Consider the following 16000-nt stretch of genomic DNA (forward strand, 5'->3'; position numbering starts at 1 on the left):
AACCCCATCAATGAATATGTTGCAACAGTCACGAAATCAGGTTTTAGCGCAAATTGAAACAGCCTGTGCTCAGGCCGGTCGTGAGCCAGATTCGGTGCAACTGCTGGCCGTTTCCAAGACCCAGCCGAGTGCAGTACTGGCTGATATGTATCAGGCAGGACAACGTGCCTTTGGCGAAAACTATTTGCAGGAAGCGCTGGAGAAAATTACGGCTCTAAAAGACTTGGAGATTGAATGGCATTTTATTGGCCATGTACAGCGTAACAAGACCAAACATCTGGCAGAAAATTTTGCCTGGGTGCATGGGGTGGATCGTTTGATTATTGCCGAGCGTTTATCCAATCAGCGTGGAGATGATCAGCCCGCGCTGAATATCTGTCTTCAGGTCAATATTGATGCTCAGGATACGAAAGATGGTTGCCAGCCGGAAGAAGTTGCGGATTTAGTTAGACAAATCAGCCAACTACCAAATGTGCGCTTACGTGGCCTGATGGTGATTCCAGCGCCGGGCAATCCTCAAGCTTTCATCGAGGCTAAAGCTTTATTTGATAGGGTGAAAGCTCAGCATGCGCATCCTGAAGATTGGGATACCTTGAGTATGGGCATGTCTGCGGATATGACCGAAGCGATTGCTGCGGGTTCTACCATGGTTCGTGTTGGCACAGCCCTATTTGGTGCACGGCCTAAAAAAGATGTATAAACTACTAATGTCAGTTTTTTGCAGCAAAACGTTATCGCAGGGTATTGGATAACGCTTTTTTTCTGGCTGGTTCGAGCCATTTAGCCATCAGCCAGGCAAAGACTATTATGCCGAACATGCTCGTAAGCAAGGCTAAAACTGCTCCACCCAGACCATAGCCTAAAGTTGCCGGAATACAGCCCAAAATAAATAAAAGTAAGGGGAAATGGGTGACATACAAGGTATAGGAAAAGTCTGCGGATTGAACCCAGACCGCATGATAATGACTGCGTTGATACTGGAGCTGTACCAGCCAGCAGCTAAAGGCCAGACCCACACAGAAATTAAAAGGGGTGAAATTCGCAGCGCGGTATTGCTGGGTTTCATCGATCATCTGAAACTGGTAAGCATCAAAACAGGCAATTAGAAATGCCAAGCCGACTAGGGCTAATTTGACCGATTGTAAGCGGTTTAAAAAACGTAGCTGGATATATCGAAATGAACAGGCAAAGGCACTAAGCCAGACCAGAAAATAAATAAAAAACTGGATGTTCAGTAATGACAGTATAGCCAGAACCATAAAAAATCCGATTTTGGCGATTTCCGAATTTTTTAAAAAAGGTAGGAATCCGGCCAGCACATAAAACCACACTTCATAGCTCAGGCTCCAGAGTGCAGCATTGGCTGAAACCGTTGGTGTTACAAAGCCATTCAAAAATAGCAGCGAACCAAAAAATTCCATCATGTCTACATTATAGTCAGTCCGGATCATCATGCCAAAACTGTGTTGAAAAGCATGAGTATGGCTGGCAAATAATAATGGAGCGAGTAGATAGAAAACCAGGGTCAACCCCATGGCAAACAGAAAGGGTGGTAAAATTCTGCTGCAACGCTGTCGAGCATAACGGTGCAGATTGAACTGACCATGCTGATGAATGTTGTGCTGGATCGAATAGCCGATCAGATAGCCACTTAAGGCAAAGAAAATCATGACTGCAGCCTGTCCAAGCAGGCGTATCCATGAATAAATGCTGGTATCGAAAGGCGCAATAAATGCCTGAAAGCAATGACTGAATAACACCACAATGGCACTGATACCCCGTAGGCTCTCAAGCTGTAAGCTGAAATAGGGCGAGAGCGTGTTCGGGGCAGGGTGAATCATCGCTAACCTATAATCTGAATGGTACTTGCACCTGCACCAACCGGTTTGACCTGAATCTGTACCGGAATACGTTCATGCATTTCCTGCACATGCGAGATTAATACAACTTTACGACCCTGACTTTGTAAATGATCCAGTGCATTCATCACCATATGTAACGAAGCAGGATCTAGCGTACCAAAACCTTCATCAATAAACAGTGATTCCAGTTTCATGGAGCCGGAGGCCATATTGGCAATCGCCAAAGCCAAAGCCAATGAAACCAGGAAGGTTTCACCCCCCGATAGGGACAGCACAGGGCGGACTTCACTATTCATGTCCAGATCAATAATCGCCAGACTCAGGCTATCCGGAATACGGTGTAACTGATAGCGGGGTGCCAACGGTTGCAACTGCTGATTTGCATATTCCACCAGAATATCCAGATGATGTTCCTGGGCAATTTTCTGGAATTTGGTACCTTCCTTATGTCCGATCAGGTCGTAAATACGACCCCAACGGTATTCTTCGGCTTTGATCTGCTCAATTTGCTGCTGATATTTGGCATAGGTGTTTTGATTATTGGCATTCATACGCAGTTTGGCATCAGTTTCATTGAGCACTTCCTGCTGCATTATTTTTTCCTGATGCAGCATGCCAAGTTTTTGTTCAATTTCCTCAAATTCATGTTCTGGCTGTAGTTTTAAATGGGCCTGATATTGTTCTTCAAGTAATTGCCAGGCTGTTCTGGCATTTTCGAGTGCCTGTTTCTGGTTGGCCAGATTCTGACGAATGCGTTGATGGTTGCTCAGATCAATACTGAGCCATTGTTCAATTTGAGCTGCCGTCACTTGAGGATGTGCTGCTTGCCATGCCTGAATATCTTGCTGATATTGAGCCAATTGCTGATCGATCTGCTGAAGTTGGCTGATAAATTCTTGCAGTTTTAAGTGGGTTTGATGCCACTGTTTTTCGGCCTGCGCCGTGCATTGACGCTGTTGTTCTAAAGTCTGCTCTAAGGTCTTGGCTTGTAGCTCTAGTGCATCGCGCCATTCTGCAGCGACACGGTAGACTTGTCCTGCATGTTCTTGGGTCAGTTCAGCCAGTTGTTGACGCAGGTCTTTGCCTTGCTGAATCAACTGCTCTACAGACTGACTCAATTGAGCAAAATTTTGCTGTTCCAATTGTAGTTGATACTGGCTCTTTTCCAATATCTGCTGCTGTTGATGCAGGTCAGATTCCAGCTGCTTTTGTACTGCCAAGTGCTGCATGCGGTGCTCTACTTGTCGTTGCAACTGAGGTAAGCAGAGCATAGGTGGCTGCGACTGGTACTGCTTGGGCAGTATGCTTAAAACTGGGTGTATCAGCTGGTCGAGTTGCTGACGTTGCTGTAGAGCCAGTTGTAATTGGTGCAATTGCTGTTGTTGTTGACGCCATTGTTGTAATTGTTGCTGGAGCTGTTGTTCCTGCTGTTGTGATAGTTCTAGCTGCTGGACCAGACTTTGAGTGTGATTCGCCAGTAACTGGATGAATGTAGGAAGATCATTGTGCTGCTCGGTAACCACTTCCAGTTTAAGTAGTTGAGATTTACAGTCAGCAGAGGATTGTTGAATCTGGTTTTGCAGGATCTGGCAACGCTGTTGCTGTTGCTCAATTACTGTTTGTGCTTTAGACATTTCAATGCGTTGCTGCTGCTGAGATTGCAGTTGCTGATCGAGCTGCTGTTTTGCCTGCCGTAACTGTTGCTCCTGTAGCTGGTTCAGGCTCTGTTCCAGATGTTCATGGACGGCATCGACAAAAGGATGGGCTGGGCTTCCACAGACCATGCATGGCTCATCCGGTTTTAACTGGCCACGAAGATCCTGCACACTTTGCGCATGCAATAAACGTTGCTGGGCAAGTATTTGTTCCAGGTGTTCATAGGCCTGTTGTTCAGCCTGAATCTGCTGATGTAGTGCCTGTTCGGCCTCTTGCTGCATTTTTAGTTGCTGCTGTTGGCTATTTACAGCAGATTGCAGTTGTTCAAATTCTTGTGATTGTTGAACGATTTGTTGTACCTGCTGTTGCAGCAGGTCGAGCTGACGCTGTTCCGCTTGGCGTTGCTGACGCATTTCCTGAATGGTTTTGAGATGCTCTTCTAGCTGTTCCAGACTATGATGCTGTTGTATCCACTGGTTCAGATTTCCTGAAAGTACTGTAACGGTTTTTTCCAGTTCAGGTAAAGGCTGCTTCAGGCTGTCCGGATTCTGTTGCTGCAGTTGCTGATACTGACGCATAAAGTCTTGTATGCGTTGCAAGGTACTTTGCGGCTCCAGATCGAACACATTTAAAAAGCCAGATTCAGCCAATTGTTGTGCAACCTTTTCTTGCCGAGCTTGTAGCTGATTCAAAGTCTGTTGTTGCTGTCGCAGTTGTTCTTCTAAAGGCTGTAGACGAAGGGTTTGAAACTGGCTTTGCTCTGCATGCAGTTTTTTGTACCGCTCTGATACCGTATCAATTGCATGATCCAGCCTTAAACCTGCCTCCAGATGCGGTTTCAGGTTTGCCAAGTGTTGCTGAAACTGGTGCTGCTGTTGTTGTAAGGCTGTAAGTTTGGCTTCTTCTGCTACAAAGCTCTGTTTGAGCGTTTCAAATTCCAGCGTAAATTGGGTGTGCTGGTGCTGAATCTGCTCTTTTTGAGGGGCTAGACGGGTACGACTCACAAACTGATCCCGAATCGACTGGAATTCATCCAGCTGCTCCAGTAGCTGTTGCTGTCCTGCAGACTTATTTACTGCATCCTGCTGTACTTCGTAGACTTCTTTTTTTGCATGGACTTCTGCATAGAGTTTATGTCGGTCCAGATGCCATTGTTTCTCATTTTCCAGCAGTTTTTCTGATTGCTGCAAATTCTGAAGTTGCAAAGACAAAGAGCTCTGCTGCTGTTGTAAAGCGCTGATGTATTCTTCAGACAGAATTTCAATATGCCCGATCAGCTTTTCTAGATCGTTGCGCTGGTTTTTAACTTCACTAAATTTTTCTGCGGCTTTCTGACTAACTAGACTGAAAATTTGTGAATTGGTGAGATATTCCAGCAAGTCTGCGCGTTCATTATCTTTGGCTTTAAGAAAGGCACCGACTTCCGACTGTGCCAATAACACCGCGCGGGTAAACTGCTCAAAATTTAAGCCTACCAGTTTTTCAATGAGGGGGGTGACTTCCGATATTTTTTGCGTCAGTGTCGTGTCGTCATCAAGACATTTGACGTAGCGGTCTACTTTTAGATTGCCATCGACTTTCTGGCGTGCCCGTTTAATTTCCCAGCGTGCCATATAGCGTTTGCTGTCGAGTGCAATAAATTCCAGTTCGGCAAAACCATGCACGCAGCCACGGCGCAGAATATTCTTGGAATCCTTGATGGAAACATCCTGACCGCCAGCATCTTTCAAGCTGCCTGTCGCACCTTTTAAACGTGGAATTTCATTGTAAAGCGCCAGGCACATGGCATCGAGCAGGGTAGATTTTCCGGCACCAGTTTTGCCGGTGATGGCAATCAGGCCGGCATGAGCCAAAGGACTCGATTCAAAATCAATATGATGGGTGCCGGTGAGGGAGGCCAGATTATGAAGACTTAGACGTAAAATTTTCATGGCCGATCCTAGGCTTGTTGTTTTTGTGCAAGTTCGTGTTGGGCTTCATTCAGTAATTCCTGAAAATCCCGTTGTACCGAGTGATCCTGCTCATAGCCCATTTTTTTCCAGATATTGAAAAATAGCGATTCCGGAGTAGGGGGTGCCAGATCAATTTTAGACTGGCTTGAACTAAGGTCGACCTGTTGCTGGTAAATCCGGCTGATGCGCAGCAGTCGGTAACGGTTAGCAGGTAGGGCCTGTTCTATTTGCTGACGCAGATCTACCGGAGGCGGCGCATCGGTCGTGTATTCCACCTCCAGAAAATGCCGTGCAGAAAGCTGCTCGATTTCTCCGGCAGGCAAGGCCTGAATTGTAGTGATTAAATTTTCCAGCTTTTCACGAATGCGGAACAGCTCGACAGTACGCGGAATGCTTAAGGCATCGTACTGAAAGCGGTTTCCCGGGTTTTGTTCGGGATCAATCCTGACTTCCACTATTTGATGCTTATAATTAATCTCACTAAATGACAGCGGAATCGGAGAGCCACTATAGCGAATATGTGGCTGACCGACTTTTTGTGGTTTATGCAAATGCCCGAGCGCGACATAATCAATCACATCATCAAACAGCGCCGTCGACAGGGCTTCTTCATTGCCGACGATAATCGGACGTTCAGAGTCCGAGGTCTCACCACCTTGCATGTGCGCATGTGACATTAAAATCAGTGCCTGATGTGGCTGTTTGCGGGCTTTTGCTTCGGCAATCAGTTGTTGATGCAGATAACTGATCGCGTTCTGGTTATTGCTGGTATGTTCATTCAGTCCGGTAATTTCGGCACTGCGTAAATAGGGCAGGGTCAGACACCAGGCAATGATATTTTTATCCTGATCATAAATAGGAATCAGCAGACGATCCAGGTTCAGGTTATTTTCTGCCGTGCGGCCTACTATTCCCACTGCTTTGGCATTGAATTTGGCCAGCAAGGGTTCAACCTGCTCAATCCGGTAACCGGAATCATGATTGCCTGCAATCATCAGGGTCTGCATATGTGGCGCCAGGTCATGGGCATCGGCCAGAAACTGGTACAGCTGTCTTTGCGCACTGGACGCAGGATTGATCACATCAAAAATATCGCCGGCAATCATCAGGGCATGCGGTTGCTTTGCTTTAATTTGCTCAAGTAGCCAAGTCAAAAACTGCGCATGTTCAAATTCACGGTCATGGTTATGGAAAAATTGTCCCAGATGCCAATCGGAAGTGTGAAGAAAATGAACTGCCATGTAATGAACCCTGAAATGTCTGCCTTGCTACTATAGGAAAAAGCACAGGTAAAAATCTACTTGAAAACGATATTTCAGCGAATTGTTTGTGATGTGGGGGCTGAATTTATTTTAATCAGTATGAAAATAAGCAAAGGATTACAACTAAATCATCAGATATAGAAAAGTCCTGCAATCCATCAGGCTTTAAAAAAATAGGAATTTAAAAAAATAAAAACCGACGATTCGAGTGATGATGAAATCGTCGGTCAAATTTGTGTTACATGAAGATTTTGGCTGCTATTCAAAATTTCCCTGTACACTGGACTTATTGCTTTAGCTCTAAAGGTCAGCAAAAATTCGTGGATGCCAGTCCAAATTTTTGTACCTTGTACCCTATATAACGTCACCCTTTAGTGGATGGTTGACAATAAAATGAAAAAAAACCTGATTTTTTTTATACTAGCTTGTTGAAGATCAATGAGTCATGCATATGTTGCCACTAAGTCGTTATTTTATCTGGTTTTTCGTTATATGTTTTATTTTTACCTGTATTTGCGGTGTACTGGCAGCCTTGCTGCCGATGGGCATGGGTGCAGTTTTGACGATTGTTCCGTATCTGGTGGCCATGATTTGGGTGCTTTTTAAATTTCTAAAACAGCAAAAACGTGCGCCGACCCAGGCAGAGCGTAAAAAATTCACTCTCGGTTTTAGCCTGATTTACTGGGGATATAATTTATTATTTCTCTTGTTCGGTATTGTCATTGCCACCCGTTCCAATCCGAATGCCTGGCAGGACTTTCTGCTGTATCTACAGCAGCCACAGTTTATGAGTATTGTGCTGATCATGTTCCTGATGATCGCAATTCCGCTGTATCTGTTGACCTACTGGTTTTATGGCAAGCAGGCCCAGCGTATGGCAGAGAAAATGTTTGGCCATCCACCTCAGTAAGTATAGATGAATCATTTTGTGACCTGATCTTCATAAATTAATTGAATGATGAAAGATACAAATTCTCCACTACAAAGATCTTCTCGGTTTAAAAAGCTGAAGATGAGTAGCGTATAATTTAAACCAAGAAAATAATAAGGCGAAGAATGACTAATGTATAAACCTGTAGTGCTGGTGACGGGAGCGAGTGGTTTTATTGGCAGTCATCTCGTGCGTTTTTTACTGGAACGGGATTATCGGGTGATTGGGCTGACCCGTCAGAAAAATAAACATGAACCACATCCGGACTTTCATTGGATTAACCAGCTGGATGAATTAAAACAGCATCAGATTGATTATGTGGTCAATCTGGCTGGCGAAAGTATTGGTCAAGGCCGCTGGACGGCAGCGCGTAAAAAGAAATTGCTGAATAGCCGTTTAGATACCACCAGACATTTATTTGATTATTTAGAAAAAAATCAGCTTAGACCGAAACGGATTATTTCAACATCGGCCGTTGGCTATTATGGCATTGACCCCAATGAGCGCTGGGAACAGGTCTGCACGGAGCAAAGTCCGCCACAAGATATTTTTATGTCCGAACTCTGTGCGAAGTGGGAGCAGCTGGCCTTGTCCTATACTAACCAGAACACCAAGATTGTTCGCTTTGCGGTGGTGTTTGGCAAAGGTGGTGGGATTCTTCCGCAGATGCTATTGCCGATTAAGCTGAATCTGTTTGGGCGGATTGGTCATGGACGTCAGCCAGTGACCTGGGTGCATCTAGAGGATGTGCTGCGTGCGATTGAATTCTTGATACTTGAGGATACAGCCGAGCAGATCTTTAATGTGGTCGCGCCAGAAAAAAGTAGTCAGGCCCAGTTTGCACGAACTGCGGCCCAGATTCTGAAGCGCAAACCCTTACTTCCACTACCCGCATGCAGTCTGAAAATGATGCTGGGAGAACAGTCACAACTGGTCTTAAACGGTCAGTATATACAGTCCAAAGCCTTGCAGGAGGCTGGATTCCAGTTTCATTATCCAACTCTGAAAGAAGCACTGGATAATATCCTAAAGCACTAAACGACTGGGCTCTAATAAACGAACAGGATCATAAGGAGCTGGATCAACGATTGGCATTTGTTTAAGGATGAGTTGAGCGAGTAGTTTGCCTGATGCCGGCCCCATGCATAAACCATTCCGGAAATGTCCAAAATTGGCCCAGGCATTGTCTAGCTTGGGAATTTTGCCAATATAGGGAATACCATCGGGTGAGCTGGGTCTTAATCCGGCCCATTGCTTGACCAGCGGAAAATCTGCCAGTTCCGGTACCATCTCGATACACGCCTGTAAAATATCCTGCCGGATTTCGCTAGAAGGCGAGGTGTCAAAACCGACCTGACGCATACTGGAACCACATAAAACATGTCCATCCTGACGTGGAATCAGGTACATCACCTTATGCATGCACATGGTCGGCAGCCAGTTTTCTGGCGTTTTAAACAGCAGCATCTGGCCCTGAACCGGCTGTACCGGAATTTCCAAACCAAGTTGCTGTGACCAGTGTTGCGACCATGCTCCGGTTGTGAACACATATTGATCTGCCTGAAAAACCTGGCTATGTTCATCTGAGATACTTTTTACACAGCCTTGCTGAATATTGAGCCGAGTGATTTTACAGTCTTCTTGCCAGGTGACACGAGGATGCTGCTTCAAATAGTGAATGATCGACTGTAATAACCGTGGATTACGGATATTCGCCAGTTCAGGGAAATAAATCGCCTGCTTGAATTTGCTCTGATTAATTCTTGGATTGATCTGTTGCAGTTTAGCCTGATCAAGCAATTCTGCCTGTTGCTGCGGATCCTGATGTGTTTTGGCATAACTTAAACCGATTTCAAAATCGGATTCATCAAAAATCAGCATACCTGTTTCATGAATCTGGAAATCGATGCCAGTGAAAGGTTGCAGTTTTTGATTCCAGTCCTGATACATGGGTTTGGCATGTCGAGCCAGAGCATTTACAGCAGCGGGATAACGCCACGGATACATCGGGGAAAGGATTCCTCCTCCAGCCCAGGATGCAGCCTGTCCGGCGGCCTGTTGATCAAAAAGGGTAACAGAACATCCCTGTTCAAGCAGTTCCAGCGCCGACATCAAACCGGTGATGCCAGCACCGACAATGGCAATATGCATTGCGCCGAAATCCTTTTACTTCATGTCTTTCAGTTTAAGCGCAGCTTCTTCAGCAAAATAGGTCCAGATACCATCTGCACCGGCACGACGACAGCTCATCAATGATTCTAAAATAACGCTATCAGATAACCAGCCATTTTGAATTGCCGCAGCCAGCATCGCGTATTCGCCACTGACCTGATAAACAAAGGTCGGTACGCCAAAAGTGTCTTTGACTTCGCGGACGATATCCAGATAAGGCATGCCCGGTTTAACAATCACCATGTCTGCACCTTCCTGAATATCCAGCGCAATTTCATGCAGGGCTTCAGCACGGTTACCGACATCCATCTGGTAATTGTATTTATTGCCGCCTTTTAAGTTGCTGGCAGAACCGACTGCATCACGGAACGGGCCATAGAAACTTGATGCATATTTGGCTGAATAGGCCATGATCGAAGTATAGATATGACCATTTTGCTCAAAGGCCTGACGAATCGCACCGATCCGGCCATCCATCATGTCACTTGGAGCAAACACATCTGCACCGGCTTCGGCATGGCTCAAGCCCTGTTTAATCAGGCACTCGACCGTTTCATCATTTAAGACATAACCGTTCTCATCAATAATGCCATCCTGACCATGCGTGGTATACGGGTCTAATGCGCCGTCAGTAATCAGCACCATTTCTGGCAGTTCTTTTTTCAATAAACGTAAGGTGTTTTGCACCAGACTATCTTCACGCCATGCGGCTTCTGCAGTCAGGCTTTTATCTTCTTGTGGGGTGACCGGAAATAGCGCCAGTTTATTGACACCGAGTTCCAGCAGACGTTCTGATTTTTTTAACAACAAGTCCGCTGACAGACGCTGGATATTCGGCATACTTGGAATATCTTGGGTCTGGTTTTTTCCTGGCAGGACAAATACTGGATAAATGAGATGATCTGCCGCGAGATGGGTTTCACGAACCATCGAACGTAAATGTTCATTTTTACGAATACGACGCATGCGAGTTGCAGGAAACGCGGGACGATTGAACGTATAAGTCATAAAAATCTCAGTAATCAGTATTAAACTAGGCCTCTATTGTAGCCCTAACTCAAATTTTTGGGCATAAATTAGCGGTTTTTTATTGTGGTGAATTCGGGCAGAGTGATGAGTAAGACAGAGAGAAACTGGACGGGTAATATACATCTGGGCTCGAAAGTGGATATTGATGTAGTCCTGAAACAGCTGGTACATGCTTTTAATAGCTCTCCTTTTTTTAAGTATAACGGCATGACCATGCGGGTGGTCGAGGGCCAGATTGAGGCCTATGTAGAAATGCAGGATTTCATGATTGGTAATGTGGCTTTCCAGATTCTGCATGGCGGTCTGGCTGCAACTGTACTGGATAGTGTCGGTGGTATTGTGGCCATGGGCGAACTGTATAAAAAAGCTGAACCGGAAACGATTGCAGATACCATTAAAAAAGTATCGCGTCTGGCGACGGTCGATATGCGGGTAGATTATCTGGCGCCTGGACGTGGCAAATATTTTATTGCACGTGCAGAAACCTTACGTTTGGGGCGTAAGGGCTGCACCATGCGCATGACCATGGTCAATGATGAAGATAAAGCGATTGCAACAGCGATTGCGTCTTATGCCTATTAATGAAATCGTGAATTGAGAAAGTTAAAAAGCACTGTTTAACAGTGCTTTTTTTATAATGATCAAATATGAACCTAGAGGATTTAGAGATCAGATTTAGCCCGTTTCAAGGCATTTTTCCATTTGGCTAAATGCATTTCTCTTTCGTCATTTTGCATTTTGGGTTCAAAAGCACGGTCCAGCTGCCAGGACTGGGAAATTTCATCCAGGTTTGAAAATACGCCAGCTTTCAATCCGGCCATAGCGGCCGCGCCCCAAGCAGTAGCTTCTAGCATTTTCGGACGCAGTACCGGTACATTCAGAATATCGGCCTGAAATTGCATCAACATATCATTACTACTAGCACCGCCATCAACCCGTAATTCTTTCAATGGATGTGCAATATCAGATTGCATCGCACTGAGCACATCCGATACCTGAAAGGCGATTGATTCTAATGCTGCACGAGCGATATGCGCTTTGGTCGTACCGCGTGACATGCCACAGAGTAAGGCACGTGCTTCACTATCCCAATGCGGCGCGCCCAGTCCGGTAAATGCGGGAACCAGAACCACGCCGTCACTATGCTCGACCTGATGCGCCAGTTTTTCCACATCACTGCTTTTTTGAATAATTCCGAGGCCATCGCGTAACCATTGCACTACAGCACCAGCCATAAATACGCTGCCTTCGAGCGCATAGGTAGTTTGGCCCTGGGCTTGCCAGGCGAGAGTAGAAAGCAGCTTGTTCTGGCTAAGCTGAATGTTATGTCCGGTATTGAACAGCATAAAGCAGCCAGTACCATAGGTGTTTTTAGCACTGCCCACCTCAAAACAGGACTGGCCAAAGAGTGCAGACTGCTGATCCCCCAAAATTCCGGTAATGGGAATATTGGCCCCCAGTAAGCCAGAAGCCGTGTCAGCGACATAACAGTCAGAAGAGATAATTTTCGGTAAGACCGAAACCGGGATATTAAACAGCTCGAGTAGCTCTTCATCCCACGATTGTTGCTGCAGATTCATTAACATGGTACGAGAAGCGTTACTGGCTTCAATGACGTGCTCTGCACCTTGGGTCAGATTCCAGATCAGCCAGCTATCGATAGTGCCAAATGCCACATGGCCCTGTTCAGCAAGTGCCCGTACCCCCTCGACATGCTCTAAAAACCAGACCAGTTTTCCCGCACTAAAATAAGGATCAATCCGTAGGCCGGTTTTTTGCTGAATTTTGGACATCAGGCCTTGTTCAATCAGCCGGTTACACCAGTCAGATGTACGACGGTCCTGCCAGACGATTGCCGGAGCGAGCGGTTTGCCGTTTCTACGATCCCAGACTACGGTCGTTTCGCGCTGGTTAGTCAGGCCAAGGGCTTTAATATCTTTTGCCAGAATACCTGCAGTCGCCAAAGCTTGTTGTACCACGGCAATCTGTGAGCTCCAGATTTCTTGAGCATCCTGTTCCACCCAGCCCGAATGTGGGGTGTGGATATGCGTTTCACGTTGAGCCGTTGCCTGAACTTGTCCATGTTCATTAAAAATAATGGCCCGACTTGACGTAGTTCCCTGATCTAGTGCCAGTAAATAGCTCATAATTTTTCTGTTATTTGGCTTGAAAAGTAAAATATTAGCGCAATAATGTAATTAAGCGCATCAAGTTGTGTAAATGTTCAGAAAATACATCGTAATTTTTGACATTTATGCTATGATTGCCTTGTACTTTGGGGGTGTTTCTGGCTTCGACGCTGGTGATGAAACTCATAGATGCATGCCGAGAGCGCATTTTCTCTCGTAAATCAAATTTGCATTTTTTAGTCGCAAACGACGAATCATACGCTCTAGCTGCCTAAGGGCAGCTTGTCCGCCTCTCCGAATACTTGTGGTTAGAGAGTCCGACTGAAGCGCACGCACACAAGTCCGTATAAAGCCAAGCCTCGGGGCTTTGTACTAAATTAAGAGGATCGCGATTTGTACCCTGTTCGTCGGGTCACAAAGAGTTAAAACAATAGACGATATCTAAGCATGTAGTATTCTCGAGCGTAGTGCTGGCGGACGCGGGTTCAACTCCCGCCACCTCCACCAAAATTCTTTCCGAAGTAATCCATCGGAATCTAAAAAAGCCTTTAAACTCAATGTTTAAAGGCTTTTTTTTATGCCTGTTTGTCCGATATTGTCTGATCCTATTTGACCCCATATTTGCTCTTTGCGGGTAAATATTGGGAAAATTTACCCAGAAATTAATACATCAATTATGGGTAATCGACATGCCACTTACAGATACTGAATGCAGAAAAGCACAGCCGAAAGATAAACAGTATCGTCTTTCGGATTTACATGGTTTATCCCTCATCATTACCACCAAAGGTCAAAAATATTGGAATGTACGCGTCACTGTCCATGGTGAACGTAAGTCTGAATCGCTTGGCCCATATCCAGATTTAAGCTTAAAAAAGGCAAGGGAGCTTGCATATGAGCTTAAGCATCGATACTCACGTTCAGTATTGCATGAAGACTTAAAGCCCTATTTCAAAGAAGTTGCAGAAGATTGGTTTAATAATCAAAAAGAAACCTGGTCATCCAAACACATCAGTAATGTTCGAGCTTCATTGGATGAGCTTTATATTTCTCTTGCTAATAAGCGTATTAATCAGATTCAGGCACCTGAGATTCTGCAGATCATTAAGAAAATTGAGGCAAGAGGCTCGCTTGAAATTGCAAAACGTACCTTGTCTCGTTGTGGCATGGTCATGAAATACGCTATTGCCCATGGATATCGCTATGACAATCCGGCAGGTGATTTAGTTTATGCCCTCAAGAATAAACGAGTCAAAAATCTGGCTTCGCTTTCGGCCTCTGAAATGTCTGAATTTCTTAGACGTATTAAGGCTTATCCTGCCGATGCTCAAACACATCATGCCATTGTCCTGATTATGCTGACAGGCGTTCGGGTCAGTGAGTTACTGCAAGCACGTTGGGAAGAGTTTGATTTGGAGGGGCGTAAGTGGGATATTCCTGAAGAACGAATGAAGAACCGACTTTCACATCGTGTGCCGTTGACTGACATGATGATTGCTGAGCTTCATGCTTTGAGACTTACTCATAATCAGGAACTGCTATTTCCCCATCGTTTGAATAACAAAGAACCTATGCGTAGCGAGTCTATTTTGGCCGTGATAAAGCGTTGTGGTTATGCAGGGCGAATGACTACTCATGGTTTTAGATCTTTGTTCAGTACTGTTGTTAATGAATCTAATTTATTTAATCCAGATGCCATTGAACGCCAGCTTGCTCATGTTCCCCAGAATAGAATTCGTTCGGCATATAACCGAGCGCAATATTGGGATGAGCGGGTGAGATTGATGCAGTGGTATGGGGAGCAGGTAGAAGGATGGATGGCTCAGTATTGAGCCTTTCCTTTCTAGTTACTTATAGTCTTTATATTCTTCATATTCCTTATTTATCAATTTTTCTAGAAGTTCTGATTCAGAAATATTGTAAAGCTCTGCTAATTCTTTCAATCGAACTTTTGTATTTTTTCTTAAGGGTAAGTGAAATTTCTTTTTAAGATTATCCTTATTTTTTAATCTGAAAACATTTTGCTGCCATGCTTTTTTAAGTTTATTTAAATCATTAATATATTTTTCTCTATTATGAATGTAAAGATCGTCAAAATAGGCATAGATATAATTTTCATGTAACTTTTCTTTTTCAAAAAGAAATTGAGGGAAAACATTGTATTCAAAATTTTTATCAATATAGTTTTTGCTCCACTCTATGAAATCTTTATCCTTAATGTATTTATTTAGATTTATTTTTTCTTTTATTATTTTGTCAAAATCAGCAATATATTTTTCCAAGTCTAAATTTTTTTGAATTATATTGTGCGTTATTTCGGGGTTTAAATAAATCAAAGCTAAAATAAAAATTTTAGGATTATTAATGTTTTTATGAACTTTATGATTGTTGTTTTGTCTATAAATTCTAGATTTTGAGGTATGTTTATATAGTATATAGTTGTTAATTTGACTTGATGTTTCTGAGTTTTTTAATTTCTTAAATGTACTTTCTCTAATAAAAATAGGTATATCGTAGTCTTTGGTGAATCTATTAATTAAGAACCAACATAATCTGTCATCTTTTAGGTGTAGGTTAATATCTATATTTAAAATATATTCTTTCTGTTCTTTTTGGCAATTCTTAATAAAGATATTTATTTCTTCTTCTTCAAGTTTAGATAAAGTTATTTTTATATAATCAAATAAATATTTATAAGAATATTTTTCATTATAAAAATTGAAAAAATCACGAGGGGTGTAGTTATTATTGCTAGCCGCTTTCCAAGCTATCCATACATACTCATGCTCTTTAAAACCTCTTAAAAGTTTGTCAATCAAAAGCCCTTTACGAATATTGTGATTTACTGAAGTTAAGCCCATTTATATTAATTACCTGTAGTATTTCTTGTAGTATTTATACTAATATTTTGTATAGTAGATCTCTTGCGAAAGTTAATTTAAGAGCATCCAATTCACCATTCCAGCAATTAAATTCATTCTTAGACCAAATCGTTTCCGTCTATTTC

General features: G+C 43.8%; 12 protein-coding genes and 1 other RNA gene. 6 read left to right on the forward strand and 7 right to left on the reverse strand.

Going from position 1 to position 16000, the window contains the following annotated elements; all coding sequences use genetic code 11:
* The first annotated feature begins 10 nt into the window (after positions 1 to 10).
* On the forward strand, positions 11 to 700 hold the full coding sequence (locus NI462_RS12360; RefSeq protein WP_253160839.1) for a YggS family pyridoxal phosphate-dependent enzyme: 690 nt from the start codon (positions 11 to 13) through the stop codon (positions 698 to 700).
* A 31-nt stretch (positions 701 to 731) separates the two neighbouring features.
* Here NI462_RS12360 and NI462_RS12365 read toward each other — a convergent pair whose 3' ends face one another.
* Genes NI462_RS12365 through NI462_RS12375 form a run of 3 tightly spaced genes read right to left on the reverse strand, consistent with a single transcriptional unit; the run spans position 732 to position 6711 of the window.
* The gene (locus NI462_RS12365) at positions 732 to 1841 is read right to left on the reverse strand and encodes an acyltransferase family protein (RefSeq protein WP_243475295.1); all 1110 of its coding nucleotides are present in this window, start codon (positions 1839 to 1841) and stop codon (positions 732 to 734) included.
* A 2-nt stretch (positions 1842 to 1843) separates the two neighbouring features.
* On the reverse strand, positions 1844 to 5449 hold the full coding sequence (locus tag NI462_RS12370; RefSeq protein WP_253160827.1) for an AAA family ATPase: 3606 nt from the start codon (positions 5447 to 5449) through the stop codon (positions 1844 to 1846).
* Between the two features lie 8 nt (positions 5450 to 5457).
* Positions 5458 to 6711 carry an exonuclease SbcCD subunit D gene (locus NI462_RS12375; protein WP_253160829.1) on the reverse strand — a complete coding sequence of 418 codons (1254 nt, stop codon included), beginning with the start codon at positions 6709 to 6711 and terminating at the stop codon, positions 5458 to 5460.
* Between the two features lie 472 nt (positions 6712 to 7183).
* Between NI462_RS12375 and NI462_RS12380 the strand changes: the two genes are divergently transcribed.
* Together NI462_RS12380 and NI462_RS12385 are read left to right on the forward strand one after the other, a co-directional pair.
* Positions 7184 to 7642 carry an ABZJ_00895 family protein gene (locus NI462_RS12380; protein WP_253160831.1) on the forward strand — a complete coding sequence of 153 codons (459 nt, stop codon included), beginning with the start codon at positions 7184 to 7186 and terminating at the stop codon, positions 7640 to 7642.
* Positions 7643 to 7795: 153 nt separating this feature from the next.
* Complete coding sequence (locus tag NI462_RS12385) at positions 7796 to 8701, forward strand: TIGR01777 family oxidoreductase (protein WP_253160833.1); 906 nt, start codon at positions 7796 to 7798, stop codon at positions 8699 to 8701.
* Here the strand turns inward: NI462_RS12385 and thiO are convergent.
* Both thiO and hemB read right to left on the reverse strand, forming a co-directional pair.
* Positions 8690 to 9814 (reverse strand): glycine oxidase ThiO, encoded by a 1125-nt coding sequence (gene thiO, locus NI462_RS12390; RefSeq protein ID WP_085064211.1) that lies wholly within the window; start codon positions 9812 to 9814, stop codon positions 8690 to 8692. The genes NI462_RS12385 and thiO overlap by 12 nt on opposite strands.
* A 15-nt stretch (positions 9815 to 9829) precedes the next feature.
* Positions 9830 to 10843 (reverse strand): porphobilinogen synthase, encoded by a 1014-nt coding sequence (gene hemB / locus NI462_RS12395; RefSeq protein ID WP_243475300.1) that lies wholly within the window; start codon positions 10841 to 10843, stop codon positions 9830 to 9832.
* 105 nt (positions 10844 to 10948) lie between these two features.
* Between hemB and NI462_RS12400 the strand changes: the two genes are divergently transcribed.
* Positions 10949 to 11446: a thioesterase family protein gene (locus NI462_RS12400; RefSeq protein ID WP_243475301.1), complete on the forward strand. Its 498-nt coding sequence runs from the start codon at positions 10949 to 10951 to the stop codon at positions 11444 to 11446.
* 80 nt (positions 11447 to 11526) lie between these two features.
* On the opposite strand, the gene glpK is transcribed toward NI462_RS12400, so the two are convergent.
* Positions 11527 to 13011: a glycerol kinase GlpK gene (gene glpK / locus NI462_RS12405; RefSeq protein WP_005107691.1), complete on the reverse strand. Its 1485-nt coding sequence runs from the start codon at positions 13009 to 13011 to the stop codon at positions 11527 to 11529.
* 130 nt (positions 13012 to 13141) lie between these two features.
* Between glpK and ssrA the strand changes: the two genes are divergently transcribed.
* Positions 13142 to 13500: a transfer-messenger RNA gene (gene ssrA, locus NI462_RS12410) on the forward strand.
* A 182-nt stretch (positions 13501 to 13682) separates the two neighbouring features.
* Positions 13683 to 14825, forward strand: a complete 1143-nt coding sequence (locus tag NI462_RS12415; RefSeq protein WP_253160835.1) for a tyrosine-type recombinase/integrase — start codon at positions 13683 to 13685, stop codon at positions 14823 to 14825.
* Positions 14826 to 14840: 15 nt separating this feature from the next.
* Here NI462_RS12415 and NI462_RS12420 read toward each other — a convergent pair whose 3' ends face one another.
* Complete coding sequence (locus NI462_RS12420; protein ID WP_253160837.1) at positions 14841 to 15854, reverse strand: hypothetical protein; 1014 nt, start codon at positions 15852 to 15854, stop codon at positions 14841 to 14843.
* Positions 15855 to 16000 lie beyond the last annotated feature (146 nt).

It is taken from the genome of Acinetobacter lwoffii (assembly GCF_024129715.1).
Classification (GTDB): domain Bacteria; phylum Pseudomonadota; class Gammaproteobacteria; order Pseudomonadales; family Moraxellaceae; genus Acinetobacter; species Acinetobacter lwoffii_U.

Excerpts from the sequence above, each read along its gene's own strand:
- NI462_RS12360 (WP_253160839.1), top strand. The coding sequence starts at position 11 with ATGAATATGTTGCAACAGTCACGAAATCAGGTTTTAGCGCAAATTGAA.
- NI462_RS12365 (WP_243475295.1), bottom strand. The coding sequence starts at position 1,841 with ATGATTCACCCTGCCCCGAACACGCTCTCGCCCTATTTCAGCTTACAG.
- NI462_RS12370 (WP_253160827.1), bottom strand. The coding sequence starts at position 5,449 with ATGAAAATTTTACGTCTAAGTCTTCATAATCTGGCCTCCCTCACCGGC.
- NI462_RS12375 (WP_253160829.1), bottom strand. The coding sequence starts at position 6,711 with ATGGCAGTTCATTTTCTTCACACTTCCGATTGGCATCTGGGACAATTT.
- NI462_RS12380 (WP_253160831.1), top strand. The coding sequence starts at position 7,184 with ATGTTGCCACTAAGTCGTTATTTTATCTGGTTTTTCGTTATATGTTTT.
- NI462_RS12385 (WP_253160833.1), top strand. The coding sequence starts at position 7,796 with ATGTATAAACCTGTAGTGCTGGTGACGGGAGCGAGTGGTTTTATTGGC.
- thiO (WP_085064211.1), bottom strand. The coding sequence starts at position 9,814 with ATGCATATTGCCATTGTCGGTGCTGGCATCACCGGTTTGATGTCGGCG.
- hemB (WP_243475300.1), bottom strand. The coding sequence starts at position 10,843 with ATGACTTATACGTTCAATCGTCCCGCGTTTCCTGCAACTCGCATGCGT.
- NI462_RS12400 (WP_243475301.1), top strand. The coding sequence starts at position 10,949 with ATGAGTAAGACAGAGAGAAACTGGACGGGTAATATACATCTGGGCTCG.
- glpK (WP_005107691.1), bottom strand. The coding sequence starts at position 13,011 with ATGAGCTATTTACTGGCACTAGATCAGGGAACTACGTCAAGTCGGGCC.
- NI462_RS12415 (WP_253160835.1), top strand. The coding sequence starts at position 13,683 with ATGCCACTTACAGATACTGAATGCAGAAAAGCACAGCCGAAAGATAAA.
- NI462_RS12420 (WP_253160837.1), bottom strand. The coding sequence starts at position 15,854 with ATGGGCTTAACTTCAGTAAATCACAATATTCGTAAAGGGCTTTTGATT.